The 23,184-nt window shown below is 33.7% G+C and carries 22 protein-coding genes; 11 read left to right on the top strand and 11 right to left on the bottom strand.

Features of this window, described 5'->3' with window-relative positions; genetic code table 11:
• Positions 1–344: 344 nt before the first annotated feature.
• Positions 345–1,877, top strand: coding sequence for a SulP family inorganic anion transporter (locus J2W95_RS01465; protein ID WP_310003195.1), 1,533 nt, complete (start codon positions 345–347; stop codon positions 1,875–1,877).
• Between the two features lie 362 nt (positions 1,878–2,239).
• Here the strand turns inward: J2W95_RS01465 and J2W95_RS01460 are convergent, their stop codons facing one another.
• From J2W95_RS01460 to capB, 4 genes are all read right to left on the bottom strand, one after another.
• Positions 2,240–3,058, bottom strand: coding sequence for a sulfurtransferase (locus J2W95_RS01460; protein WP_310003192.1), 819 nt, complete (start codon positions 3,056–3,058; stop codon positions 2,240–2,242).
• Between the two features lie 3 nt (positions 3,059–3,061).
• Entirely contained in the window at positions 3,062–3,610 is a 549-nt protein-coding gene (locus J2W95_RS01455; RefSeq protein ID WP_310003190.1) for an RBBP9/YdeN family alpha/beta hydrolase, read from the bottom strand.
• Positions 3,607–4,440, bottom strand: coding sequence for an alpha/beta hydrolase (locus tag J2W95_RS01450; RefSeq protein ID WP_310003188.1), 834 nt, complete (start codon positions 4,438–4,440; stop codon positions 3,607–3,609). Before J2W95_RS01450 ends, J2W95_RS01455 begins: the two co-directional genes overlap by 4 nt.
• A 248-nt stretch (positions 4,441–4,688) precedes the next feature.
• Positions 4,689–5,951, bottom strand: a complete 1,263-nt coding sequence (gene capB / locus J2W95_RS01445; RefSeq protein WP_310003186.1) for a cysteate-C-fatty acyltransferase — start codon at positions 5,949–5,951, stop codon at positions 4,689–4,691.
• A gap of 416 nt (positions 5,952–6,367) precedes the next feature.
• Between capB and J2W95_RS01440 the strand changes: the two genes are divergently transcribed.
• The 5 genes from J2W95_RS01440 to J2W95_RS01420 all read left to right on the top strand — a co-directional run bounded on the left by J2W95_RS01440 (position 6,368) and on the right by J2W95_RS01420 (position 11,143).
• Positions 6,368–7,198: an NYN domain-containing protein gene (locus tag J2W95_RS01440; protein ID WP_310003184.1), complete on the top strand. Its 831-nt coding sequence runs from the start codon at positions 6,368–6,370 to the stop codon at positions 7,196–7,198.
• Between the two features lie 365 nt (positions 7,199–7,563).
• A complete protein-coding gene (locus J2W95_RS01435) occupies positions 7,564–8,145 on the top strand; it encodes a non-canonical purine NTP diphosphatase (RefSeq protein ID WP_310003183.1) in 582 nt (193 codons plus the stop codon).
• A gap of 106 nt (positions 8,146–8,251) precedes the next feature.
• Positions 8,252–9,205, top strand: coding sequence for a transporter (locus tag J2W95_RS01430; protein ID WP_310003181.1), 954 nt, complete (start codon positions 8,252–8,254; stop codon positions 9,203–9,205).
• Between the two features lie 168 nt (positions 9,206–9,373).
• A complete protein-coding gene (locus tag J2W95_RS01425) occupies positions 9,374–9,868 on the top strand; it encodes a hypothetical protein (RefSeq protein ID WP_310003179.1) in 495 nt (164 codons plus the stop codon).
• 156 nt (positions 9,869–10,024) lie between these two features.
• Positions 10,025–11,143 carry a GTP cyclohydrolase gene (locus J2W95_RS01420; protein ID WP_310003177.1) on the top strand — a complete coding sequence of 373 codons (1,119 nt, stop codon included), beginning with the start codon at positions 10,025–10,027 and terminating at the stop codon, positions 11,141–11,143.
• Positions 11,144–11,222: 79 nt separating this feature from the next.
• Here the strand turns inward: J2W95_RS01420 and J2W95_RS01415 are convergent, their stop codons facing one another.
• Both J2W95_RS01415 and J2W95_RS01410 read right to left on the bottom strand, forming a co-directional pair.
• A complete protein-coding gene (locus tag J2W95_RS01415; protein ID WP_310003175.1) occupies positions 11,223–11,606 on the bottom strand; it encodes a PUR family DNA/RNA-binding protein in 384 nt (127 codons plus the stop codon).
• 67 nt (positions 11,607–11,673) lie between these two features.
• Positions 11,674–13,434: an ABC transporter ATP-binding protein gene (locus J2W95_RS01410; protein ID WP_310003173.1), complete on the bottom strand. Its 1,761-nt coding sequence runs from the start codon at positions 13,432–13,434 to the stop codon at positions 11,674–11,676.
• A 203-nt stretch (positions 13,435–13,637) separates the two neighbouring features.
• On the opposite strand from J2W95_RS01410, the gene J2W95_RS01405 reads away from it, so the two are divergent.
• The 3 genes from J2W95_RS01405 (at position 13,638) to yajC (ending at position 16,217) form a co-directional block, all read left to right on the top strand.
• Positions 13,638–14,741: a Glu/Leu/Phe/Val family dehydrogenase gene (locus tag J2W95_RS01405; protein WP_310003171.1), complete on the top strand. Its 1,104-nt coding sequence runs from the start codon at positions 13,638–13,640 to the stop codon at positions 14,739–14,741.
• Positions 14,742–14,963: 222 nt separating this feature from the next.
• Positions 14,964–15,875: a transcription antitermination factor NusB gene (gene nusB / locus J2W95_RS01400; RefSeq protein WP_310004258.1), complete on the top strand. Its 912-nt coding sequence runs from the start codon at positions 14,964–14,966 to the stop codon at positions 15,873–15,875.
• Between the two features lie 66 nt (positions 15,876–15,941).
• On the top strand, positions 15,942–16,217 hold the full coding sequence (gene yajC, locus J2W95_RS01395; protein WP_111409251.1) for a preprotein translocase subunit YajC: 276 nt from the start codon (positions 15,942–15,944) through the stop codon (positions 16,215–16,217).
• Between the two features lie 78 nt (positions 16,218–16,295).
• Here the strand turns inward: yajC and J2W95_RS01390 are convergent, their stop codons facing one another.
• The 4 genes from J2W95_RS01390 to J2W95_RS01375 form a co-directional block, all read right to left on the bottom strand.
• Complete coding sequence (locus J2W95_RS01390; protein WP_310003168.1) at positions 16,296–16,844, bottom strand: hypothetical protein; 549 nt, start codon at positions 16,842–16,844, stop codon at positions 16,296–16,298.
• 251 nt (positions 16,845–17,095) lie between these two features.
• Complete coding sequence (locus J2W95_RS01385) at positions 17,096–17,659, bottom strand: YdeI/OmpD-associated family protein (RefSeq protein ID WP_310003166.1); 564 nt, start codon at positions 17,657–17,659, stop codon at positions 17,096–17,098.
• 126 nt (positions 17,660–17,785) lie between these two features.
• Positions 17,786–19,060, bottom strand: a complete 1,275-nt coding sequence (gene pepT, locus J2W95_RS01380; RefSeq protein ID WP_310003165.1) for a peptidase T — start codon at positions 19,058–19,060, stop codon at positions 17,786–17,788.
• A gap of 165 nt (positions 19,061–19,225) precedes the next feature.
• Positions 19,226–19,987: a hypothetical protein gene (locus J2W95_RS01375; RefSeq protein ID WP_310003163.1), complete on the bottom strand. Its 762-nt coding sequence runs from the start codon at positions 19,985–19,987 to the stop codon at positions 19,226–19,228.
• Between the two features lie 340 nt (positions 19,988–20,327).
• Here J2W95_RS01375 and J2W95_RS01370 point away from each other — a divergent pair, with 340 nt between their 5' ends.
• Positions 20,328–21,290: an ion channel gene (locus J2W95_RS01370; protein WP_310003161.1), complete on the top strand. Its 963-nt coding sequence runs from the start codon at positions 20,328–20,330 to the stop codon at positions 21,288–21,290.
• Here J2W95_RS01370 and J2W95_RS01365 read toward each other — a convergent pair.
• Positions 21,280–21,972: an SIR2 family NAD-dependent protein deacylase gene (locus J2W95_RS01365; protein WP_310003159.1), complete on the bottom strand. Its 693-nt coding sequence runs from the start codon at positions 21,970–21,972 to the stop codon at positions 21,280–21,282. The two genes, J2W95_RS01370 and J2W95_RS01365, sit on opposite strands and share 11 nt — an antisense overlap.
• A gap of 61 nt (positions 21,973–22,033) precedes the next feature.
• Here J2W95_RS01365 and J2W95_RS01360 point away from each other — a divergent pair, with 61 nt between their 5' ends.
• Positions 22,034–22,699 (top strand): TrmH family RNA methyltransferase, encoded by a 666-nt coding sequence (locus J2W95_RS01360; protein ID WP_310003157.1) that lies wholly within the window; start codon positions 22,034–22,036, stop codon positions 22,697–22,699.
• The last annotated feature ends 485 nt before the right edge of the window (positions 22,700–23,184 follow it).

The following is a 23,184-nucleotide window of genomic DNA, read 5'->3' as shown; positions in this document are numbered from 1 at the left end:
AGACAAAGAATATCTCTTTTTCATAATTATCTTTCTTTAATTTTTGAGGAATAAAACAACATAAAAACAATGAACAAAGTTAGTGATTTAAACTAAATTTTAAATGATTTTTATCATGCAATCAATTGTTTTTTAGTGTTTTAATTGTTTTTTATTTTAAAAGAAAGAAAAGGTTGATATAGTTGTTTTTTGTTGCTGCAGACAGCAAGGTAGTGAGTTTTTTTTTATCCGAATCCGATTTCAAAGAGTAAAATAGATTAAGATCAGAAGCAGAATTTTCGAATTGGATTGATGTTTAAAACTGTATTTTTACACCTTTCTAAAAATAATTCCATTTTCAATCTATGAAGCGATATTTTAATTTATTCAATTTCAATCAAAAAGTAGATTATAAGATTGAAATTTTAGCAGGGCTTACTGTAGCAATGACAATGATTCCAGAATCACTGTCTTTTGCTATACTCGCTGGTTTTCCGCCTTTGGTGGGTTTGTATGCCGCATTTATAATGGGGTTGGTTACTGCAATATTTGGAGGAAGACCTGGTTTAATTTCTGGTGGGGCAGGAGCAACTGTTATCGTTTTAATTGCCTTGATGAAATCGAATGGATTGGATTATGTGTTTGCCGCAGTTGCCTTGGCAGGAGTTTTTCAGATTTTAGTGGGTTTGTTCAAACTGGGAAAATTCATTCGGTTAGTGCCACAGCCTGTTATGTATGGCTTTGTAAATGGATTGGCAGTTGTTATTTTTATGTCACAGATAGAACAATTTAAAACTGTTGTCAATGGTGAAAATGTTTGGCTTTCTGGGAATTCTTTGTACGTAATGCTGGGTTTGGTGGCTTTGACAATAGCCATAGTAATTGGTTTTCCAAAATTGACCAAAAAGATTCCAGCCTCCTTAGTAGCTATTTTTGTGGTTTTTATAGTCGTTCTGGTGTTGAATATTGACACTAAAACAGTAAAAGACATTGCTTTCGTTAGCGGTGGTTTTCCTCCGTTTCATATCCCAAGTATTCCTTTGAATTTTAATACCCTTCAGATTGTTTTTCCTTATGCCTTAATTATGGCTGGAGTAGGATTGACGGAAGGATTATTGACATTGAATTTGGTCGATGAACTGACGGATACCAAAGGGAATAGTAACAGAGAATGCATTGCCCAAGGAAGCGCGAATATTTTGAACGGGTTTTTCTTCGGAATGGGAGGATGTCCTATGATAGCCCAAACACTAGTTAATATATCTGCGGGTTCTAGGGCGAGATTGTCTGGAATTATTGCTGCGATAACTATTTTGTTAATCATATTATTTGGGGCACCCGTAATCGAAAAATTACCTATTGCAGCTTTGGTTGGGGTAATGATGATGGTGGCGATTGGGACTTTTGAATGGGCTAGTTTCCGAATCTTTAATAAAATGCCTAAACACGATATTTTTGTATTGGTAGTCGTTGCTTTGATAACCGTTTTTCTACATAATTTGGCATTAGCTGTATTGATAGGAGTGATTATTTCAGCTTTGGTTTTTGCTTGGGAAAGTGCCAAAAGAATTCGAGCCAGAAAATACATTGACGAAAACGGAGTGAAACATTACGAGATATATGGTCCGCTTTTCTTTGGATCGACGACTACGTTTGCAGAGAAATTTGATGTTGCTAATGATCCCGATGAGGTCGTCATAGATTTCAAAGAAAGTAAAGTAATGGACATGAGTGCCATTGATGCCTTGAATAAAATTACGGTGCGATATGCCAATGTAAACAAAACGATTCGGTTACGTCATTTAAGTGAAAATTGCAGACAATTATTGCAAAATGCAGATGCTGTTATTGATGTAAATATTCTGGAAGATCCAACTTATAAAGTAGCAGTGGAGTGATCTGTAAAGTTGGATTTTGATAAAAAATAGCCCACAGATTGTACGGATTAAACAGATTGTCACTGATTTTTTGCCTAATCAAAACATAGGAGAACCTATCAAAATCATAGGAGCTCCTACCAAATAGATAGGAAGGCCTACAAAAATCATAGGAGCTCCTATTAAATAGATAGGTGCGCCTTCCAAAAATATAGGCGTGCCTACCAAAAGGATAGGTGGGCCTATAGAAATTGTAGGCGTCACCTACCAAGTAGATAGGCGTGCCTATAAAAATCATAGGCGCGCCTATCAAAAACAAAGGTGACGCCTACAAAATCTAGAGGCGAGCCATAATAATAGTATGGCGAAGCATTCCCTTATTTCTACTCAATAGGTAAATCAGTTGAACCCCATTCGGTCCAAGAACCGTCATAAACAGCTTTTGGATTGTCCGAAATCAATTCGGTGGCCAATAAAACGATGCAAGCGGTAATTCCAGAACCACAAGTAAACAATAAAGGCTGATCGTTTAGTTTTAGGATTTCTTTTAATTCTTCTGTCGATTTGAATTTTCCGTCTTGTTGCAGCTCGGTGAAAGGAGTGTTTATAGAACCTGGAATATGTCCGCTTCTTAATCCTGCTCTTGGTTCTTCGAGAGTGGCGTGGAATCGGTCAGCTGATCTGGCGTCCATAAGAACAGCTTCTTTGGTTGTGATATTCTCCAGAATCTGTTCTTTGTTTTTGATTAATTCAGGCTGAAATTTTGCTGTAAAATTTCCTTTTGAATAAGTTGTTTGTTGTTGTTGTTCTTCTGTTGGATATCCTTCTTTAATCCATTCCGGAAGTCCACCATCCAATACAAAAACATTCGAATGCCCCATCGCTTTGAACATCCACCAAGCTCTTGGGCTAGAATAGATTCCCAAAGTGTCATAAACAACAATTGTACTGTTTGAGTTAATACCTAATTTTTGAGCTTCAGCAGTGAATTTTTCTTCCGAAGGAAAAGTATTCGGCAATGGATTGTTGGTGTCGCTAAAATTGTTTTTTATATCAAATAAACGGGCTCCTTTTATTTGTAAATCTGGATTTTGATTTTCCAAATTAGATTGATTTTGCTCTAATCTTGCTTCAAGCACAATTAGATTAGAATCGTTTAGATGTTCTTGGAGCCAAGCTGCGGAAACTATTGGATTTGTCATTTTTTAGAGCTTAATTTTTGATATTAATTGTTGTAAATAATCTTGGCCTTCTTCCCAATATTCGAGATTAGAATCAGAATTGATGTGTCCTTTTTGGCCAATGTTTATAAAATCACTGCCCCAATATTCGGCTAATTCTTTGGCTCTTTCGGGTGACATATAAGTGTCGTTTTCGGTTCCTACAACAATTGATGGGAAAGGGACCGCTTGTGTTGGAATAGGGGAAAAGTGTCTTAAAAAATCTGGGGTGTGAGCTGGTGAATCCACATCGGCGGGAGCGACAAGCATCGCGCCTACAATGTTTGGATTGTTATTTTGGGAAACCCAATGCATCACTAAGGAAACTGCCAGACTATGAGCGACCAAAATGGTTGGTTCCTCTATTTTTTGGATCGTTTCAGAAAGTCTTTCAAGCCATTCGTGAAGTTGAGGTTCGTCCCAATTGTCTTGAATGACTTTGGTTGAATTGGTGAATTTTTGTAACCAAAAGCTTTGCCAGTGTTTTTCGCCAGAATCTCCGAGTCCTGGAATAATTAATAAGTGAGGGGTCATTTTTTGAGTTCTTTTTTTAGGGAAACAATTCTTTGAATTTCTTTGACAACCAATGGAAAAGCTGGTTCAGTCATATTATGTCCAAAACCTTGCAGTTCATATAAAGTCGTTTGTTTGTGGCCAGTAAGTTTCATCATTCGCGCCATATAGGCGTTTTCTTCATAGCGTCCTAGCATTTCTAACTCTCTGTCGCCTGTAATTAGTAATAAAGGCGGGGCATCGGCACGAACGTGATATAATGGGGCAAACTCATCGACGATGGGTTGGGTGTCTGGTATACCTCTTTCTTTTCGGATTTCAAAATGCGTAATAGTTTGAGAACTTAACGGAATCAACCCAGCAATAGAATTCGCTTCTATTCCATCTGTTTTCAACCATTTTTTATCTAAACCAACCATCAATGCTAGATAGGCTCCAGCCGAATGTCCAGAAACAATAATCAAGGAATTGTCGCCTCCGTAAGCAGCAATATTTTTGAATGTCCAAGCAACTGCCGCAGCTGCATCTTCAATGCATTTTTGTGCTTTTACTTTTGGAGATAATCGATAATTTACTGAAACGACGCAAAATCCTTTGTCTTTAAGCCCTTCTGGAAGTTCTTTGTTTCCACCTGTTAATCCTCCTCCGTGAAACCAAATTACAGTTGCAAATCCTTTGGTGTTTTTTGGGTAATAGATATCGAGAACGCAACGTTCTTTGATGTATGGATCTGTTTTGGCTTCAGCTTCGCTATAATAAGGAATATTTGTAGCAGTGGTGTATTCTGTTTTTTGAGCAGTAATTAATGTTACGGAAAGCAGTAGAATCAGTGAAAGAAATATTTTTTTCATCTTCGATTTTTATTTTGAAAGTATAAAAATAAAGAATTTTTATACGTTGTTGGTACAGTTTCTTATGAAAATATAAAGCTGTAGAATAGCCCTGATAGAAGCGGTATCCCATCTCGTTTTTTCTACGAGATGGAATATAGCGGATAGCAGGACTGAACTTGATGAAAGACAAAAAAAATCTGCTCCAAAAAAAAATCCATCAGCCTTTCGACCGATGGATTTACTATATTCAGATGAACTGCTAAAAATTAAGCGTCCAAATCTACTTTAGTTCTGCTTGCAATTTCTTTGTAAGTCCCATTTACTAATTTCTCACGGATCGCTTCAAAAGCAGTAAGCGTTTGAGCAATATCATCAAATGTGTGAGAAGCGGTAGGGATAACGCGCAATAAAATCATTCCTTTTGGGATAACCGGATAAATTACGATTGACAAGAAAATACCGTAGTTTTCTCTTAAGTCATTTACCATTACCATTGCTTCTGGTACACTTCCTTCAAGGTAAACTGGTGTAACACAAGTATTGGTATCACCAATATTAAATCCTTTGCTTCTCAAACCGCTTTGCAACTTATTTACGTTTTCCCATAATTTGTCTTTCAATCCTGGGTTATCGCGCAACAATTGTAAACGTTTCAATGAACCGATTGTTTGGATCATTGGCAATGCTTTTGCAAACATTTGTGAACGTAAGTTGTATTTTAAGTAATCGATAATGTCTTTATCTGCTGCTACAAAAGCACCAATATTCGCCATTGATTTTGCAAAAGTCGAGAAGTAAACGTCAATTCCGTCTTGACAATCTTGCTCTTCACCAGCTCCGGCACCTGTTTTACCAAGAGTACCAAAACCGTGTGCATCATCAACAAGTAAACGGAAATTGTATTTCTTTTTCATTTCTACAATCTCTTTCAGCTTTCCTTGCTGTCCGCGCATTCCAAAAACACCTTCAGTAATAAAAAGGATTCCTCCTCCTTGTTCAGTAGCTAATTTTGTAGCACGTTGCAGGTTTTTCTCCATGCTTTCGATGTCGTTGTGTTTGTACGTAAAACGTTTTCCGCTATGTAAACGAACACCATCAATAATACAAGCGTGACCATCTACATCATATACAATCACATCATTTCTAGTAACCAAAGCATCGATGATAGAAACCATTCCTTGGTAACCAAAATTCAATAAATAAGCTGATTCTTTCATTACAAAAGCAGCCAATTCATTCTCTAATTGTTCGTGATATTTAGTGTGTCCGCTCATCATACGTGCTCCCATTGGAGCTGCAGCACCATATTCAATAGCTGCATCAGCGTCTGCTTTACGAACTTCTGGATGGTTTGCAAGACCTAAATAGTCATTCAAACTCCAGTTTAAAACCTCTTTTCCTTGAAATTTCATTCTCGGTCCTAAGTCTCCTTCTAATTTTGGAAATACAAAATAACCTTCTGCTTGTGAAGCCCATTTTCCTAATGGACCTTTATTGTTTTGAATTCTTTCGAATAAATCTTTTACCATAATATATAATATCTACTGCTATTAATTTTAAGAAGTCGCAAAAATAATTATTTATACCGTATTAGCATCTTGAAAGTATATTTATTTTTCCAAATCCAAAGCTTTAACATAACTAATGCTGTCATTTTTAGCGAAGTCGATATGAGGAGCTATTTCCTGCTGTACATTACAAGCTCTCCGTCATAAACCTTTTTTTCTATTGTGCAGCAAGGAGCTTCCGTTGGTCGCTCTTGCGGCACAAGAAAAAATAGGTTTATTCCCTCGAGGCTTTCCATTTCCATCAGGGCTAATGCGATAATCAACAACTTTCTTTAATAAAAACATGTATATTTGATGTTGTTTTAATGTCGATAGTAATGACAATTGCAATATCAATTTGAAAATCTAAAATCTGAAGTCTAAAATCTATATTAGGTATGTCCCAAATCACCAAAGAATTAAAACTAGCCGTGCTAATTGATGCCGACAACGTTCCTTATAGCAATGTAAAAGGAATGATGGAGGAAATTGCCAAGTTCGGAACTCCAACCACCAAACGCATTTATGCTGATTGGACTAAACCTAATGCCAACGGCTGGAAATCAGTTTTACTAGAACACGCCATTACACCCATTCAGCAATACAGCTATACAGTTGGCAAAAATTCTTCGGATTCAGCATTAATTATTGATGCAATGGATTTATTGTATTCGGATAAATTGGATGGTTTTTGTATCGTTTCCAGCGATAGTGATTTTACCAGATTAGCGATTCGTTTGCGTGAATCAGGTATGAAAGTCATTGGAATTGGTGAAAAGAAAACTCCAAGTGCCTTTATTGCTGCTTGCGACCGATTTGTCTTTATTGAAGTTTTAGATGGTGCCATTAAAAAGACACGAAAAACAACCAATGCCCAAAGCAAATCACAAAAGTCGTCAGCAACTGCTGTTGCAGGATCTAAAAAAGCGGTTGACCCGAGCAATAGTGAACAGGCGCAGCAAAAAGAAGCTACTAATAAAATTGACGCTCAAACAATCGAACTCATTGAAGACACTCTAGATGCCATTGGCGATGAAGATGGCTGGGCATTCCTTGGCGATGTGGGAAATCTAATTGTAAAGAAAAAACCAGAATTCGACCCTAGAAATTATGGTTTTTCAAAACTAACTCCAATGCTCAAATCACTTACTGATATTCTGGAGATAGACGAAAGAGAATCCGATAAAAAAGGAATCAAACACGTTTATGTAAGATTGCGTTTTACTTAAAAAATGCCATAAAAATAAAGAGGGCGTATGTACCGCCCTCCTCTTTGTAAGTTCTGATTTATCATTATCTAGCTTATACTTAAATTCGGTATAGCTGACTATTGAGAATACTTTTTCTAATATTCAATATTTGTGATATTATATGCTCAAGTAATTAATCAGAACCACATTCAAATATACAACTTTTTTATATTTAATGTGTTGAAAAATAGGTTTTTAACTATCGATTTAAAGTAGCTTGACCTTAATTTAAAATCACTACATTTTAATTGATGGAAAGGGAGTGTTAATATTTAAATCTGTTGTTCTTTTGATTGTGATAAACCAATACATTTGTGTTTTTTAAAACAATAATACATACTTATATGAAAATCGTCTTTGCCACGAACAACGCCAATAAAATTCGCGAAATACAAAGTATGCTTCCTCAAAGCATCGAAATTATTAGTCTAGAAAGCATAGGCTGTCATGAAGAAATTCCTGAAACCGCCGATACTATTGAAGGAAATGCTATTATGAAAGCCAATTATGTAACAGAGAAATATGGTTATAATTGTTTTGCTGATGACACTGGATTGGAAGTAGAAACGTTGAATGGAGAGCCTGGAGTTTATTCTGCACGATATGCTGGAGAACAAAAATCGGCTGAAGACAATATGGATAAATTGCTTGTAAACTTAGAAAATTCAGCGAATAGAAATGCCCAATTTAAAACCGTAATTACTTTAAATCTAAAAGGGGAACAGTATCTTTTTACTGGAATAGCCAAAGGTGAAATTACTTTGGATAAAAATGGAAATCAAGGTTTTGGTTACGACCCTATTTTTAGACCTGAAGGATATAAGGAAACGTTTGCACAACTTTCATTAGAAACTAAAAATGCCATAAGTCACAGAGGAAAAGCGACTCGTGAGTTAATCACTTTTTTAAATCAGAATCCGCAGTAAAATTTGTGTAAAGCAAATATTCTAAGAAATTTTTAACCAAATGATAGTTACAATAAAATATAGTACATTTGAAATGCGTTATAGCTTTTCACTCAAATAATTCAGTATGTTCAATATCAAAACATTATTTTTTACTTCCCTTTTTTTAATACCAACAATTCATTACGGGCAACACACAGATGAAATTAATTCGAATAGACCAGGCGAATCCATGTCGGCTTTTGCAGTTGGAAAAACGGTTATTCAAGTAGAAACAGGTGTGTTTGGTATTCAAGAAAGTCATAGTTTGTCGAATTATGATGCTAATGGTTTTGGACTTGATTTTGAATTGCGATATGGTGCATTTTTGGAGAGCTTAGAATTTATTGCAGATGTTCAATATCTAAATGAAAAATATACATATCCTATGCAAGTTGATGATCGATCCGATTTTAAACAAGCTGTTTTGGGAGCTAAATATTTGATTTATGACCCGAATAAAGGATATAAAAAAGAAGCGAATATATACAGCTGGAAAGCAAATCATAAATTCGATTGGCATCAAGTAATTCCTGCTGTGGCTGTTTTTGCGGGAGCTAATTTTACAGGTGCTGATAATCCTTATTATTTTTCACCTGAATCGGCTATTTCACCAAAAGCCGCTTTGATTTTGCAAAACCATTTAGGTGATGGTTCTTGGGTTTTTGTTACCAATATTATTTACAATTACATTGCTACCGATTATCCTAGTTTGAGTTACATTTTAACCTTAACTAAGGGGATTAATAAAAAATGGTCTGCTTTTGTTGAAAATCAAGGGATAAAAAGCGATTTTTATAGTGATGCCATCGTTCGAGGTGGAGCTGCTTATTTGATTAATAGAAACATGCAGGTTGATGCTTCCATAAGTACTAATTTTAAGGATACGCCTTCGATTCTTTATGGAGGTGTTGGGGTTTCATGGCGTTATGATGGTCGATACAAGGAAGTACATCTTTTGACAAAAGAAGAAAAAGCTGCTGAAAAAATGGCTAAAAAGAGCAAACCAAAAAAAGGTTTTAGATTATTTAAAAAGAAATAAAAGCAATTCTCTGTAAAATAGAAATGATGACCATACAAGAAACCAAGGCTAAAAAATAATCTTACAAAATTAATTATTAAAAATTTGATTGGTTAAAAATAAATCTTACATTTGTTTTAAGAATAAATTGTCAACTTGTTTGTTTTTAACTATTTAGAGATTGGTATTATGAAAAATATTTACATTCTTTTTCTTGTGATTCTATGTATTTCATGCAATGATAATGATGATCCTGAAATTATAGATGGAGTTGTAATTAACGAAAATGTTGATGTTTATCTTAAAAATAGTGCAGGTGAAAATATTTTAGGCACTGATAAATATCCAGAAAATAGCATTAGCATAAAATACTTAATAGGAGGGAAAGAATTTGGTTATGGTTATAATTCAACAGGCGCCATTTTAGACAACCCGAAAGGTTTTTTTATTGAAAAACTATCGGAACAGGAAACAGGAAAAGGGATGCGTATTTTTTTGAATGCGGATTCTTCCGAAGATTATCCGATTACCTATTTACGTTGGAATGAAACAGAAACTGACATTCTCAAAGCGAAGTACAAAAGAATGGGAGGTTCTGTTTTATTAGAAAAATTATGGTTGAACGATGTCTTAGTATTGGGTGTTGAAGGACAAACAACCAGATATATTACCATAGTAAAATAACAACTTAGACGAAATACTTAAAACTTGGAGGCCCATTAATTTGGGCTTTTTTAATGCAACTTTTTTTTTATTGTGCCAAAGTTGGTTATATTCGTAGCGTTTCCATTATTTACAAACAAATGCTTTAGTAGCTATAAATAGACACAATTTCATCCAATGATTACCATTCAAGAAGCCAAGACTAAAAACGAGTTAATCGAATTCATAAAATTTCCTTTTTCCTTATACAAAGACAATCCGTATTGGGTTCCGCCGATAATTGCCGATGAACTGGAAACATTTGATAAAACAAAAAATCCAGCTTTTAATAGTGCAGAAGCTAATTTTTATATTGCTCTTAAAGATAATCAGATAGTAGGTAGGATAGCAACAATCATCAATTGGGATGAGGTGAATCATCAACAGAAAAAGAAAGTTCGTTTTGGTTGGTTTGATGTTATTGACGATATTGAAGTAACCAAGGCTTTGCTTGAAAAAGTATATGAACTGGGGAAAAAGAATAATCTGGAGTATGTTGAAGGTCCAATGGGGTTTTCTAATCTGGACAAAGTTGGTGTTTTAACCGAAGGTTTTGACGAATTGGGAACGATGATTACTTGGTACAATCATCCGTATTATAAGACTCATTTTGAAAAATTAGGTTACGTAACCGAAAAAGAATATGTCGAAAATAAATTCCCTTTTGCAAATGCCAAACCAGAGTTTTTTGAAAAAATTAATGAGTTGGTCAAAAAAAGGTATCAATTAAAACCGATTAACTTCAAATCTACAAAAGCCGTGATGCCTTATGTTGATAAAATGTTTGATTTGTTTAATGAATCGTATGCTAATTTGTCTTCGTTTGTTGCGATATCCGATGTGCAAAAAGAATATTTTAAGCAAAAATACATCAGCTTTATCAATCCTGAATACATAAAATATGTAGAAGACAAAGATGGAAACCTTGTGGCTTTTGCGATTGTGATGCCTAGTTTTTCTAAAGCGCTTCAAAAAGCCAACGGGAAATTATTTCCTTTCGGATTTCTACATTTATTGAATGCAAGACGTAACAGTAAGGACGTAGTTTTTTACCTTATTGGTGTACATCCTGACTATCAGAATAAAGGTGTTACAGCCATTATATTTAATGAGTACCACAAAACATTTACGAAAAGAGGAATTGAAAATTGTTTCAGAACACCAGAACTAGCAGACAATCTAGCGATACAACTGCTTTGGAAAAACTTTAATCCAGTGGTTCATTGTCGTAGAAAAACGTTTAGGAAGGAATTATAAAAAAAGATAATATTTGGTATTAAAGCAAAAAGCCGACAGTTTTTGAACTGTCGGCTTTTGTTTTTTTATGCTTTTTATATTAAATATCGTCAAATTCGATATCTGTAAAGCTAGATGTATTTGGAACTATGTCTTCGTTTGTTTTGTCATCTGAAGCATATTCTTTTTTGAAATCTTTTTGGTGTCTCTCCGAAATTACCTCTTCGCCTTTGTGGTTCAAAACGTAAGATGTCATATCTTCTAAAATTTCTGAAAAAGCGGTAAAATCTTCTTTGTATAAATAGATTTTATGTTTTTTGAAATGAAAAGAACCATCTTCTTCCGTGAATTTTTTGCTTTCGGTAATTGTGATATAATAATCGTCAGCTTTGGTAGCTCTTACGTCAAAGAAATAGGTTCTTCTACCAGCTCTTAAAACTTTTGAAAAGATTTCTTCTTTTTCTAACATATCATTTTCTCTCATAATCGTATCGTCATTTTTTTATTTAATAGCAATCAAAAATCATAAAAATATATGTATTATACAACAATTAAAGCAATTCTTTTTCCGAAAGTTGCTTTAAATAAAGTGCTGCATAATACCCATCTTGGTTTATTAATTGATTATGAGTGCCTTGTTCAATTATCTTTCCATCTTCAAGAATGATAATTTTATCTGCATTTTTTGCAGAAGAAACCCTATGACTTACAATTATGGTAGTTTTGTTCTTGCATATTTGATATAGATTGTTCAAAATAGCTTCTTCGGTTTCGGTATCAACGGCAGATAGACAATCATCAAAAAGTAAAATTTCTGGATTTTTTATGATCGCTCTTGCAATAGAAACGCGTTGTTTTTGTCCGCCCGAAAGTGTAATTCCTCTTTCTCCTAATATGGTATCATATCCTTTGTTGAAACCGATAATATTGTCATGAACGACAGCGCTTTTCGCTACTGCTTCAACTTCTTGATCGGTTGCGTCTTCTTTTCCAAACTTGATGTTGTTCTTTATAGTGTCTGAAAATAAAAAGGCATCTTGAGGAACTACTCCGATGCTGTTACGCAAATCAAACAAATTGAGTTGACTAATTTCATGATTGTCTATCAAAATTTGCCCGCTAGTTACATCGTATAATCGTGAGAGTAAGGACAAAATTGTTGATTTTCCAGAACCGGTTTTTCCTAAAATTGCCAAAGTTTCTCCTTTATGAACTGTGAAACTTATATTTTGAAGTGCTTTTATTTGTGTGTCATTATAAGTGAAACTCACATTTTTAAACGTGATGCTGCCTTCTATTTTTGATCTCTGAATATTTGTATTCTGAATTTCTGGTTCGATTTTCAAAAATTCATTAAGTCTTTTTTGAGATGCTTCGGCTTCTTGAACCATAGATGAAACCCATCCCAAAGAAGCAACAGGCCAAGTTAGCATGTTTACGTATAAAATAAATTCAGCAATGGTACCGATGCTTTTGATGGTGCCGTGAACATACATCAAACCTCCAAAATAAATCACGATTAAGTTACTGACTCCAATCAAGGCAATCATTAAAGGTCCGAAAAGAGATTGGACTTTGGCTAAACTCAAACTTTTACTTTTACTTTCATTAGCCAAATCGTTAATGTTGGATTGATGCTGATCTTCTAATGAGTAGGCCTTTATAACACGTATTCCTGAAAAAACTTCTTGTGTGTAACTGGAAACTTTGGATAAATATTGTTGGAAAGTCGTCGATCTTTTATTGATTTCAGAGCTCAACTTGAATATGCAATAAGATAATATTGGTAAGGGCAATATGGTATATAAAGTTAATCTTGGCGATACATTATACATATAACCAATTACTATGGCAAAACGTATAAAAGTATTTATAGTGTACATGACAGCTGGGCCAACATACATTCTCACTTTAGAAACGTCTTCGCTTATGCGATTCATTAAATCGCCTGTTCTATTTTGTTTGTAAAAATTTTGAGAGAGATTTTCGTATTGACGAAATACTTCATTTTTTAAATCGAATTCGATATGACGCGACATTACAATCAAAGTTTGTCTCATCAGGAAAGTAAGGAAGCCTGCGATAATTGTTGTTGCAATAATTAATAAGATATTCGAAATTAATTCTTGACTTATAACGCTGGAATCGACAGATTTACTTTTGGCGAAAGCTTCAATTTCATTAAATGACTTACTAATTAATTTTGGTGTAAATAATGAAAATATTTGTGCGATTATGGTGATAATAATGCCGAGTGAAAAGCTGTATTTATACTTGATGAAATATTTGTTTAAATATCGTAATTCTTTCATGTTTTAAGAGATTCGGTATTGAATTGTTTTCGTTTTTTATTTAATATCTGAATTTTAACAATTGGATTAAAAATATCATTTGCTTCAAATCATTGATGTATATTTATTTTTAAATAAATTTAATGTTGTATGTTTATTTTTTATGTATGTTTGAAGAGTCTTTTTGATAAATTCGTAATTTTTAACTAAAAAAATATAGTACTATGGATGCTACTGTTACCACTGGAAAAGAACTTCAAAAAATGGATCCAGTTTTTGGACAATTGTCTTTTAATGATCACGAGCAAATCGTTTTTTGTAACGACAAAGATACAGGATTAAAAGCAATTATTGGTATTCATAATTCGGTTATGGGGCCTGCATTAGGAGGAACTCGTATGTTTAATTATGCTAATGAATGGGAAGCTTTGAATGATGTTTTGCGTTTATCAAGAGGGATGACTTATAAAGCAGCTATCACAGGATTGAATATTGGTGGTGGAAAAGCAGTTATTATGGGTGATGCCAAAACTCAAAAAACTCCAGAATTGATGCGTAAATTTGGAGAATTTGTACATTCTCTAAGTGGAAGATATATTACGGCTGAAGATGTTGGAATGGAAACTTCAGACATGGATATAGTAAGAGATGTAACCCCTTACGTTACCGGAATTTCGGAAGAAAGAGGTGGATCGGGTAATCCGTCTCCAGTTACTGCTTTTGGAGTTTACATGGGTATGAAAGCCGCTGCAAAACAACAATTTGGATCTGATAAATTAGAAGGTAAAAAAATATTGGTTCAAGGAATTGGACACGTAGGTGAAACTTTGGTTGAGTATTTAACTAAAGAGGGAGCTAAAGTTATTATTGCTGATATCAATGAAGAAAAATTGTATGAAGTAGCAACAAAATATGGTGCTCAAATATTTACTGGAGACGATTTATATAGCGCCGATGTTGATATTTATGCGCCTTGTGCTATGGGAGCAACAATTAATGATGCTACCGTAAATAAAATTAAAGCAAAAGTTATTGCTGGTGCTGCCAATAATCAATTGGCAAATGAAAATACACACGGTTTGATTTTGCAAGAAAGAGGAATTCTTTATGCTCCGGATTTCTTGATTAATGCAGGTGGAATTATCAATGTTTATGCTGAATTAGAGCATTATGATAAAGCAGAAATTATGCGTAAAACCGAAAATATCTACAATACTACATTGGAGATTTTTGATTACGCTGTTGCAAAAGGAATAACGACTCATCAAGCTGCTTTGACTATTGCACAAAATCGTATCGATTTAAGAAAAATAGAAAACGCAAAATAGATTTTAGTTTGCAGTTTACAGTCCCAGTTAGCAGTTCCATTTTTGGGCTGTAAACTGGGACTTTAATTTTGTGCCCAATTGAAAACTGGGACTGCGATTGAAAACTATATCAAATAAAGCCGTTATAAATTTTCATTTGAGAGATGAAATTCATAATTTTGCAGACTAATTTTAAAAAGTTCTTACAAGGTGGTAAATAGAAGACACATCCGCGTTAAAGTCATGCAATCCATTTATGCGATGCATCAAAACGGTTCTGATAATCTAGAAAAAGAAGAGAAATTTCTTTTTTATAGTATTGACGCCATTCAAGATTTATACCTTATCATGCTTTCTTCGCTGATAGAAATATGTAAAAAGGAAACTGTTTTTTTACATCTGTCAAGCCAAAAACATTTGGCCACAAAAGAAGAACGTAATCCAAATGAAAAATTCATCAAAAACAGTATTTTTCAAATTCTTGCCGAAAATAATTCCCTTAGTATAGCTTTAGAAAATCGTTCAATTAACAATTGGGCTTTAAATGATGATTATATTATTCTTCTTTTAAATGCTATAAAAGAAAGTGATTTGTATGCCAAATACATGAGTAATGAGGTAAACACTTTCGAGGAAGACAAAGAGTTTATCGTTGATATATTTGCTGATGTAATTGTACCAAACGAAAAATTATATGATTATCTAGAAGATGATAAATTGACTTGGATTGATGATATTCCTTTGGTAAATACTCATATTATCAAACAACTAAAGGCAATTAAGCAAGGTGAGGATGATAATTTTAGAGTTCCAAAATTATACAAGGACAATGAGGATAAGGCTTATGTGAAAGATTTGTTTAGAAAAACAATTTTAAACGAAACTGAACTGGCCAAAGAATATGTTGATAAAACACCTAATTGGGACAGTGAACGTATCGCCGAAATTGATACAATTATCCTTAAAATGGCTATATGTGAATTCTTGAAATTCCCTTCTATCCCAGTGAAAGTAACTTTGAATGAGTATTTGGAATTGGCCAAAGAATATTCAACTCCAAAGAGTAGTATTTTTATCAATGGAATATTGGATAATTTGGTAAAAGAACTTGAAGCTAACAAAAGAATTGTAAAAATCGGAAGAGGATTGATGTAATAATCAAGATTAAATTCTGAATTTTGCAAGAAACAATAACAATTAACAAAAACTAAATTTTAAATTATGGGACAATTACAACAGTTTTTACCGTTTCTATTAATGTTTGTGGTGATTTATTTTTTTATGATCAGACCACAACAAAAACGTGCTAAAAACGAAAGAGAATTTGAAAGCGCCTTAAAAGTAGGGGATAAAATAATTACCAAAAGTGGTATTCACGGGAAGATTTCAGAAATTGCGGATTCTACTGTAGTTATCGAAACAATGGCTGGAAAATTGAAAATGGAGCGTTCTTCAATTTCTATGGAATTGAGTGCAACTTTGAATAAAAAAGAGTAGTCAAGAAACTATAAAACTTAAAATCCCAAATTCCGATTTTCTAATTGGAATTTGGGATTTTTTCTTTGTAAACGAGAATTATTTTTTCTTGCTTTTTTTGGTTTTTTTAGCTTTAGCCTTAGCTTTTTTCTCTTTGATTTTAGCTTTTAGCTTGGCTTTTTTAGCTTTCTCTTTTTTGGCCTTCTTAGCTTTTTTTGCTTTTTTCTTGGCTTTTTCTTTAGCCTTGGCTTTTTTCTCTTTTTCTTTTTCTTTCTCCTTCATTTTTGATTTTTTTTTCTTTTTCTTTTTTTCTTTCTCTTGAGGAATTACGGCTGTTTTTTCTATTTTGATTTCTACAGCAGTAGGGGGCTTAACATCACTTTTTACAATTTCAATTGGTGGGGCAGTAACTTTCGCTCTACTGGATCTTGTTGTGGTTCGTGTAGCAGTGGGTTTTGTTGTAGTACTTGCAACTGTTGTCTTAGGTGTAACTGTTTTTACAGCTGTAGGCTTTGTGGTTGTAGCTCTAGTAACTGTTGATCTTGGTTTTGCAACGGCAGGCTTGCTAATTTCTGCTTTTTCATCTTTTACCTTATCTGGACTGACTGCTTTTTCTGGAATTACTTTTTCATCTTTTTTTTCTATCATAATGGTAGTATTAATGGGTTATTAATTGCTTTTCTGTCATTGAAGAACGTAGAAGTTTGTTCTTGCAAATCATTCAATATTAGCTAATTGTCGGTTTTGTATTAACAAATGTAACGAATATTTCAAAGTCTGAGTGTTAATATTTTACTGATTTTTAGTGAGTTAGGTTTTATTTTTTGAATAAAAAAAATCCCAAATTCCCGAGAGTATGGAATTTGAGATTTTTTTATTAAAAATTTGAGTTTACTTAACTATCTGTACTTGTCATTTAAGCCAATATTGTTTAAAATCATTGGTTTTATCTTTTCAATTCTGGAGAGTTTAGTTTCTTCGCGTTTTGCAGTTTCTATATATTCTATGAATTCCTTTTGTTTATAAGGGCTGAATTTCAAGTAGGCTTCTTTCAAATCGCCATCAGAATTTAATTCATTTTGCAATAGCGTTGGAATTATAACTTCGCTTTTTGTTTTTTCAGGCTTGATTATTTTTTCCTGTTTTTCATTATCGATAGCTTCCCGAATGTAAGCCAGAATTTCTTTTTCATTAATTTCTTCTTTGGATGTAAAACGCCATTGTCTCAATGATTTGGTAACTCCTTCATTAGAATTGATCAAATGTTCTTTTTCATCTTTTAAAAATGCTCCATTGAAAAACCAAAGTGTGAAGAATTTTTTGAATCCTCCAACTCCAATTACATTTTTGTTGTTATACACGTACACACAACCGCCCCATTTGTTGGTTTCAACCAATTCAGTTTTGGCTATAATTGTTTTTAAAATCTCTAATTCGGTTTCCCATTGATCGTTTTTTATCATACGAAGATGGTATTTGTTATTTAGCGGACTCGAGCGATAGCGAACAGGTGAAGCAATATGGTATCGCCATTCTTCATTCCTATTTATGATTTGAAATCATAGCCATTTCATAGAAAAAGAATAGTTTTAACGTTTTTTGGATATAGTTTCTTTTTTTAGATAAGCTCCGTTGGCGGTCAATTCTGCAATTTTTACAATTACATTTACGGCTTTTTGCATGCTTTCTACAGGAACATATTCATATTTTCCATGGAAATTATGACCACCTGCAAAGATATTTGGGCAAGGCAAACCTTTATATGACAATTGGCATCCGTCAGTTCCTCCTCTAATAGGTTTTATGAGTGGTTTAATACCAAGTTCTCTCATCGCTTTTTCGGCAATAAAAACAATATGTTTTACAGGTAGTACCTTTTCTTTCATATTGTAATATTGATCTTTAATCTCAGTAATTACTATGTCTTCTCCAAATTGTTTAGCAAATCGTTTGTTGAATTTTTTAGTGATTTTAGTAATTAGCTCTTTGCGTTTTTCAAATTTTAATTTACTATGATCGCGAATGATTAATTCCAATACTGTTTCTTCAATGCTTCCAGTTAGATGATGTACATGAAAAAAACCTTCGTAACCTTTTGTTTCCTGAGGAGTTTCACCTGAAGGCAATTCGTTAATAAAATCATTTGCAATAAGCATGGAGTTGATCATTTTTCCTTTTGCATAACCTGGATGAACACTTTTTCCCTTGAAAATAATTTTGGCTCCCGCTGCATTGAAATTTTCATATTCCAATTCACCTACCTGGCTTCCGTCCATGGTGTAAGCCCATTCTGCAGCAAATTTTTCTACGTCAAAATGATGAGCACCACGACCTATTTCTTCATCCGGAGTAAATGCGATTCTGATTTTTCCGTGTTTGATTTCAGGATTGTTAATCAGGAATTCCATTGCGGTTACAATTTCGGTAATTCCTGCTTTATCATCGGCACCAAGGAGTGTTGTTCCGTCTGTAGTGATTATTGTTTGCCCTTTATATTGTAATAAATCTTTGAAATAGAAAGGGGAGAGGATAATATTTTTTTCGGCATTCAACACAATATCTTTACCATCATAATTGGGAATAATTTGTGGTTTTACATTGGCGCCAGTAAAATCTGGAGTAGTATCAAAATGTGAAATAAATCCAATTGTTGGGACTTCATGATCTACATTACTGGGTAGTGTTGCCATGATGTAGGCTTTGTTGTCAATGGTGACATCTTGAAGGCCAATAGTTTTTAATTCTTCAACCAATTTATTGGCTAAATCCCATTGTTTTGCAGTGCTGGGGGTTGTGTTTGAACTTGCGTCTGACTCGGTGTCTATAGTTACATAACTTACGAAGCGATCAATAATATTTTGCATGGTATTTGGTTTTTGACAAAGATAAACATTTTTAAAAAAGAGATTATGAGTTTTGAATGGTGTTGTTGTGATGTGTATAAATAAAAAAAATCCGTTGTGAAACGGATTTTTTTTTATTTAAAATTGGTTATAAATTAGGATTGGTTTGGTTTATTTTTTTTTGTGTTAGTTTTGTTTGGCTGCTTTTTCTGCGGCTATTTTGGCATCGGCTTCTGCTTTTTTAGCAGCTTCAGCTTCAGCTTTTGCGATTTGTTCATCCAATAGAGTTGCTTTTTGTAATGCTAATTTGGCTGACTCAGCTAATTTTTGATCAGCTTCTTCTTTTTCTTTTTTTAACTTTTCTACATCTTTAGATAGTTTTTCTTGAGCGTCTTTAGCTTTTTCAGCTTCTTTTTGGTAAGCGGCTATTTTTTCATTAGACAATTTTTCAGCTTCTTTTGCGGCTTTTGCATCAGCTTCAGCTTTTGCTTTAGCGGCAATAGCTTCTTCTTTTGCAGCTTTTGCGTCAGCTTCAGCTTTCGCTTTTGCTTCTATTGCTGCTATTCTTGCAGCTTCTTTTGCTTCAGCTGTAGATTTTTTATCTGCTTCAGCCTTAGCTTTAGCTGCAATAGCTTCTTCTTTGGCTGCTGCTATTTTTGCTTCTTCTGCTGCTTTTTTATCTGCTTCAGCTTTTGCTTTAGCTGCTTTTTCTGCGGTTACTTTAGCTTCGGCAGCTGCCTTTTTTTCTGCTTCCACTTTTGCTAAATAAGCTTTTTCCTGATCTTTTAAATCTTGCATTTGCTTTTTAAAGTCAATTGGAGCAGTCTCTGTTTTAGCAGTAATTGTTGAAGAATTTTCAGTACTTACAGTATCATCTTTGGATTCTTGAGCAAAAAAACTTTGAGAAAATGTAAGAAGTACAATGATCAGGGGTAATTTTAAATTCATGATTTAGTGGTCTTTGGTTAAATTTTGGAATAGTTTAGGAATGACAAATATAACTTTTTTTTCATTTTTTTAACTTTTTAGGTTAAAAATATTTTTATTTTTTGTTAAAATGTGTTTTTTGTAATTTTAAATGTATTATTTGGAAATTTTATGAGGAGGTATTAATATGATGACTTATCTTTTTTAATAGAAAAAACTGTTATTTTGAACGGTTCAAAAAAAGGAATACATTATTTAGGAGTGGCACTTTAATTTATTTCGTTATCATTATTAAATGAGAATTGATGTTATTGTTAAGTAGAATTTATTGTCTAATTTGCAGTTAATTAGGAACTGATACATGGCGATATTTAATCGATTGAATTTAAAAGCAAAATCCCTTATAAATACGGGATTTGGATCTAGTGCATCCAGTTACGGTGGTCGTTTCATAAATAAGGACGGGTCGGCAAATGCTGCCAAAAAAGGCATTGGGTTTCTTGACAGAATCAGTTGGTATCATACTATGTTGGATATGCCTTCTTGGAAATTTTTATCTATTCTTTTGTTGTTTTATATTAGTATTAATTTTGTGTTTGCGTTGCTGTATTTTGGGATTGGGATTGAGCATCTCAATGGGATTCAAACGACAGATGATGTTTGGGTACAATTTGGTCAAGCTTATTTTTTTAGTGCACAAACCTTTACGACAGTGGGGTATGGGCATATCAGTCCGACGGGTTTTTATACGAGTGCCTTATCATCTGCCGAAGCTTTAATGGGTTTATTGAGTTTTGCTATCGCCACAGGATTGTTTTTTGGAAGATTTAGTAAGCCTGCCATTTTTTTGAAGTTTTCTCATAATGCAATTATTGCTTCTTTTAATGGTGGAAAAGCATTAATGTTTAGACTTGCTCCTTATAAAAACACCAATTATATTGATGCAGAAGTTAATGTAACTCTAGGTATGCGAATTGAAGAGAATGGAGTTATGATGAATAAATTTTACACCTTGGATCTTGAATATCAAAAAATTAATTCGCTAGCTTTGAGTTGGACATTAGTTCATCCGATAACAAGCGAAAGTCCTTTGTTTGGATTTGAAGCTTCTGATTATTCTTCGATTTCGGGTGAAATTATTTTGATTATCAAAACATTTGATGATATGTTCAGTACCACGGTTGCGACTCGGACTTCTTATACTTTTGATGAAGTCGTTTATGGAGCCAAATTTAAGCCGATGTATTCCCAAAGTGAAAACCATCAAAGTACTGTCCTAGATTTAGGTTTGTTAAATGCCTTTGATAAAGTTGTTATAGATTAGTTTGTAATTTTTCTTTTAAAATACGGACTCCTTCCGAAGCGATATTCGGAATTATTTCAAGAGGGTTTCTAAGATTCGGAATTTTTATGGGTTTTGGATCGATATAATAAATGAGAGTTTCTTTTGGAGTATAATCAATTAAGCCAGCAGCAGGATAAACCTGCAAAGAAGTGCCAATGACTGCAAAATAGTCGGCTTGTTCTGTTATTGTTATGGCTTCTTCCAAAGCAGGAACTTGCTCACCGAACCAAACAATATGAGGGCGAAGCTGGTTTCCATGTTGGTCAACATCACCAAAATTCAAATCGTCTTTCCAATCCAAGATATAGTTTTCGTTTTTGGAGCTTCGTACTTTTAATAATTGACCGTGTAAATGGGTAATATTTGTACTTCCAGCCCGTTCGTGTAAATCATCCACGTTTTGGGTGATGATGTAAACGTCAAAATCATTTTCCAATTCGGCTAAAATTTGATGGCCTAAATTGGGTTTTACTTCTTTTAATTGTTGGCGTCTTTGGTTATAAAAATCAAGTACCAATGCTGGGTTTTTGTGCCAGCCTTCTGGAGTAGCGACATCCATTACATTATGACCTTCCCATAATCCATCGCTGTCGCGAAATGTTTTGATACCGCTTTCGGCGCTGATTCCAGCACCAGTAAGAACCACTAATTTCTTTTTCATCTATATACATTAGATTATAAAACTACTCTTTTTTAGTATTTTTGCCAAAAAAACACGTGCAATGATTGATTTGGATTACCTTAATTTTCTTGAAAATATTATAACAGACAACAGGAAAGAAAGATTTTTGGATGTTCTGGGAAATCGTACAAAACATTTTACTATTGCAGTGGAAGATGTTTTTCAGATGCATAATGCCAGTGCAGTAATGCGCAGTTGTGAGGTTTTTGGAATTCAGGAATTGCATGTTATCGAGGAACGTTATGGTAAAAGAATTGATAAAGAAATAGCGATGGGCGCCCAAAAATGGGTTGATATTTCGACTTACGACAGTGTTACGAATTGTATCGATACTTTGAAAAATAAGGGATATCAAATCATTGCAACCACACCACATGAGAATGATTGCTTGTTAGAGGATTTTGATATTTCGAAACCAAGTGCGTTGTTTTTTGGTACCGAAAGAGACGGATTGTCGGAAGAGATTCTTGATAAAGCGGACGGCTTTCTAAAAATCCCTATGGTGGGTTTTACGGAGAGTTTGAATATCTCAGTTTCGGCAGCGATTATTATTCAGAACTTAACGAATAGATTACGCAATTCGGATGTCGCTTGGCAATTGACTGAGGAAGAGATGTTGGTAAAGAGATTGGATTGGGCTAAGAAATCTATCAAAGATATTAAGAGAATTGAAGCGAGGTATTTTGAGGAAAATCCCCAGAAATAAATATCAATATCAATTACAAATTTCAAAATTTAGAGGAACTATTTAATGGGAAATATGTTTTTGATATTGAAGGCGTTATTGAAATTTTAAGGTTAATGTTTTGTAGGATTGTCAGTTTTAGTTGTATTTTCGTGTAGGGAAAAGACTTAGTGAAAATGTTCTCAGATTTTTTATTAAAAAAATGATAATTCGAATTCAATAGATTGAAAAAGTATTTAAAATATCTGATTTATCTCTTTCTGGTTTTTGTCCAGTTGATTAATGATTGTACATTATATTTTCAATCAAATTCAGTAGATTATTATCAATACTCGAACGTAATTTTCAAAAGAGAATCGATTAGTAAAGATTCCGAATTATATGTGTTCGGTCAGGCGAATTCAAACGAAAAGACTTCGTTTCCAATTATATTTTCTTGCCTCGAATTCCAAGATATTTATAGTATTCAAGTTCCTGTTCTTTTAAAAACGAGAACATTGCTTTAT

The organism is Flavobacterium granuli, assembly GCF_031456055.1.
Taxonomy (GTDB): domain Bacteria; phylum Bacteroidota; class Bacteroidia; order Flavobacteriales; family Flavobacteriaceae; genus Flavobacterium; species Flavobacterium granuli_A.
This window is presented reverse-complemented; position numbering and strand designations above follow the sequence as displayed.

What these genes read in the sequence shown, in the direction of transcription:
- J2W95_RS01365 (WP_310003159.1), bottom strand. Translation starts at nt 21,972, where the DNA reads ATGAAAAAGAAATTAGTGGTTCTTACTGGTGCTGGAATCAGCGCCGAA.
- J2W95_RS01460 (WP_310003192.1), bottom strand. Translation starts at nt 3,058, where the DNA reads ATGACAAATCCAATAGTTTCCGCAGCTTGGCTCCAAGAACATCTAAAC.
- yajC (WP_111409251.1), top strand. Translation starts at nt 15,942, where the DNA reads ATGGGACAATTACAACAGTTTTTACCGTTTCTATTAATGTTTGTGGTG.
- J2W95_RS01465 (WP_310003195.1), top strand. Translation starts at nt 345, where the DNA reads ATGAAGCGATATTTTAATTTATTCAATTTCAATCAAAAAGTAGATTAT.
- J2W95_RS01435 (WP_310003183.1), top strand. Translation starts at nt 7,564, where the DNA reads ATGAAAATCGTCTTTGCCACGAACAACGCCAATAAAATTCGCGAAATA.
- J2W95_RS01415 (WP_310003175.1), bottom strand. Translation starts at nt 11,606, where the DNA reads ATGAGAGAAAATGATATGTTAGAAAAAGAAGAAATCTTTTCAAAAGTT.
- J2W95_RS01370 (WP_310003161.1), top strand. Translation starts at nt 20,328, where the DNA reads ATGGCGATATTTAATCGATTGAATTTAAAAGCAAAATCCCTTATAAAT.
- nusB (WP_310004258.1), top strand. Translation starts at nt 14,964, where the DNA reads ATGCAATCCATTTATGCGATGCATCAAAACGGTTCTGATAATCTAGAA.
- J2W95_RS01455 (WP_310003190.1), bottom strand. Translation starts at nt 3,610, where the DNA reads ATGACCCCTCACTTATTAATTATTCCAGGACTCGGAGATTCTGGCGAA.
- J2W95_RS01405 (WP_310003171.1), top strand. Translation starts at nt 13,638, where the DNA reads ATGGATGCTACTGTTACCACTGGAAAAGAACTTCAAAAAATGGATCCA.
- pepT (WP_310003165.1), bottom strand. Translation starts at nt 19,060, where the DNA reads ATGCAAAATATTATTGATCGCTTCGTAAGTTATGTAACTATAGACACC.
- J2W95_RS01420 (WP_310003177.1), top strand. Translation starts at nt 10,025, where the DNA reads ATGATTACCATTCAAGAAGCCAAGACTAAAAACGAGTTAATCGAATTC.
- capB (WP_310003186.1), bottom strand. Translation starts at nt 5,951, where the DNA reads ATGGTAAAAGATTTATTCGAAAGAATTCAAAACAATAAAGGTCCATTA.
- J2W95_RS01440 (WP_310003184.1), top strand. Translation starts at nt 6,368, where the DNA reads ATGTCCCAAATCACCAAAGAATTAAAACTAGCCGTGCTAATTGATGCC.
- J2W95_RS01375 (WP_310003163.1), bottom strand. Translation starts at nt 19,987, where the DNA reads ATGAATTTAAAATTACCCCTGATCATTGTACTTCTTACATTTTCTCAA.
- J2W95_RS01390 (WP_310003168.1), bottom strand. Translation starts at nt 16,844, where the DNA reads ATGATAGAAAAAAAAGATGAAAAAGTAATTCCAGAAAAAGCAGTCAGT.
- J2W95_RS01360 (WP_310003157.1), top strand. Translation starts at nt 22,034, where the DNA reads ATGATTGATTTGGATTACCTTAATTTTCTTGAAAATATTATAACAGAC.
- J2W95_RS01450 (WP_310003188.1), bottom strand. Translation starts at nt 4,440, where the DNA reads ATGAAAAAAATATTTCTTTCACTGATTCTACTGCTTTCCGTAACATTA.
- J2W95_RS01385 (WP_310003166.1), bottom strand. Translation starts at nt 17,659, where the DNA reads ATGATAAAAAACGATCAATGGGAAACCGAATTAGAGATTTTAAAAACA.
- J2W95_RS01425 (WP_310003179.1), top strand. Translation starts at nt 9,374, where the DNA reads ATGAAAAATATTTACATTCTTTTTCTTGTGATTCTATGTATTTCATGC.
- J2W95_RS01410 (WP_310003173.1), bottom strand. Translation starts at nt 13,434, where the DNA reads ATGAAAGAATTACGATATTTAAACAAATATTTCATCAAGTATAAATAC.
- J2W95_RS01430 (WP_310003181.1), top strand. Translation starts at nt 8,252, where the DNA reads ATGTTCAATATCAAAACATTATTTTTTACTTCCCTTTTTTTAATACCA.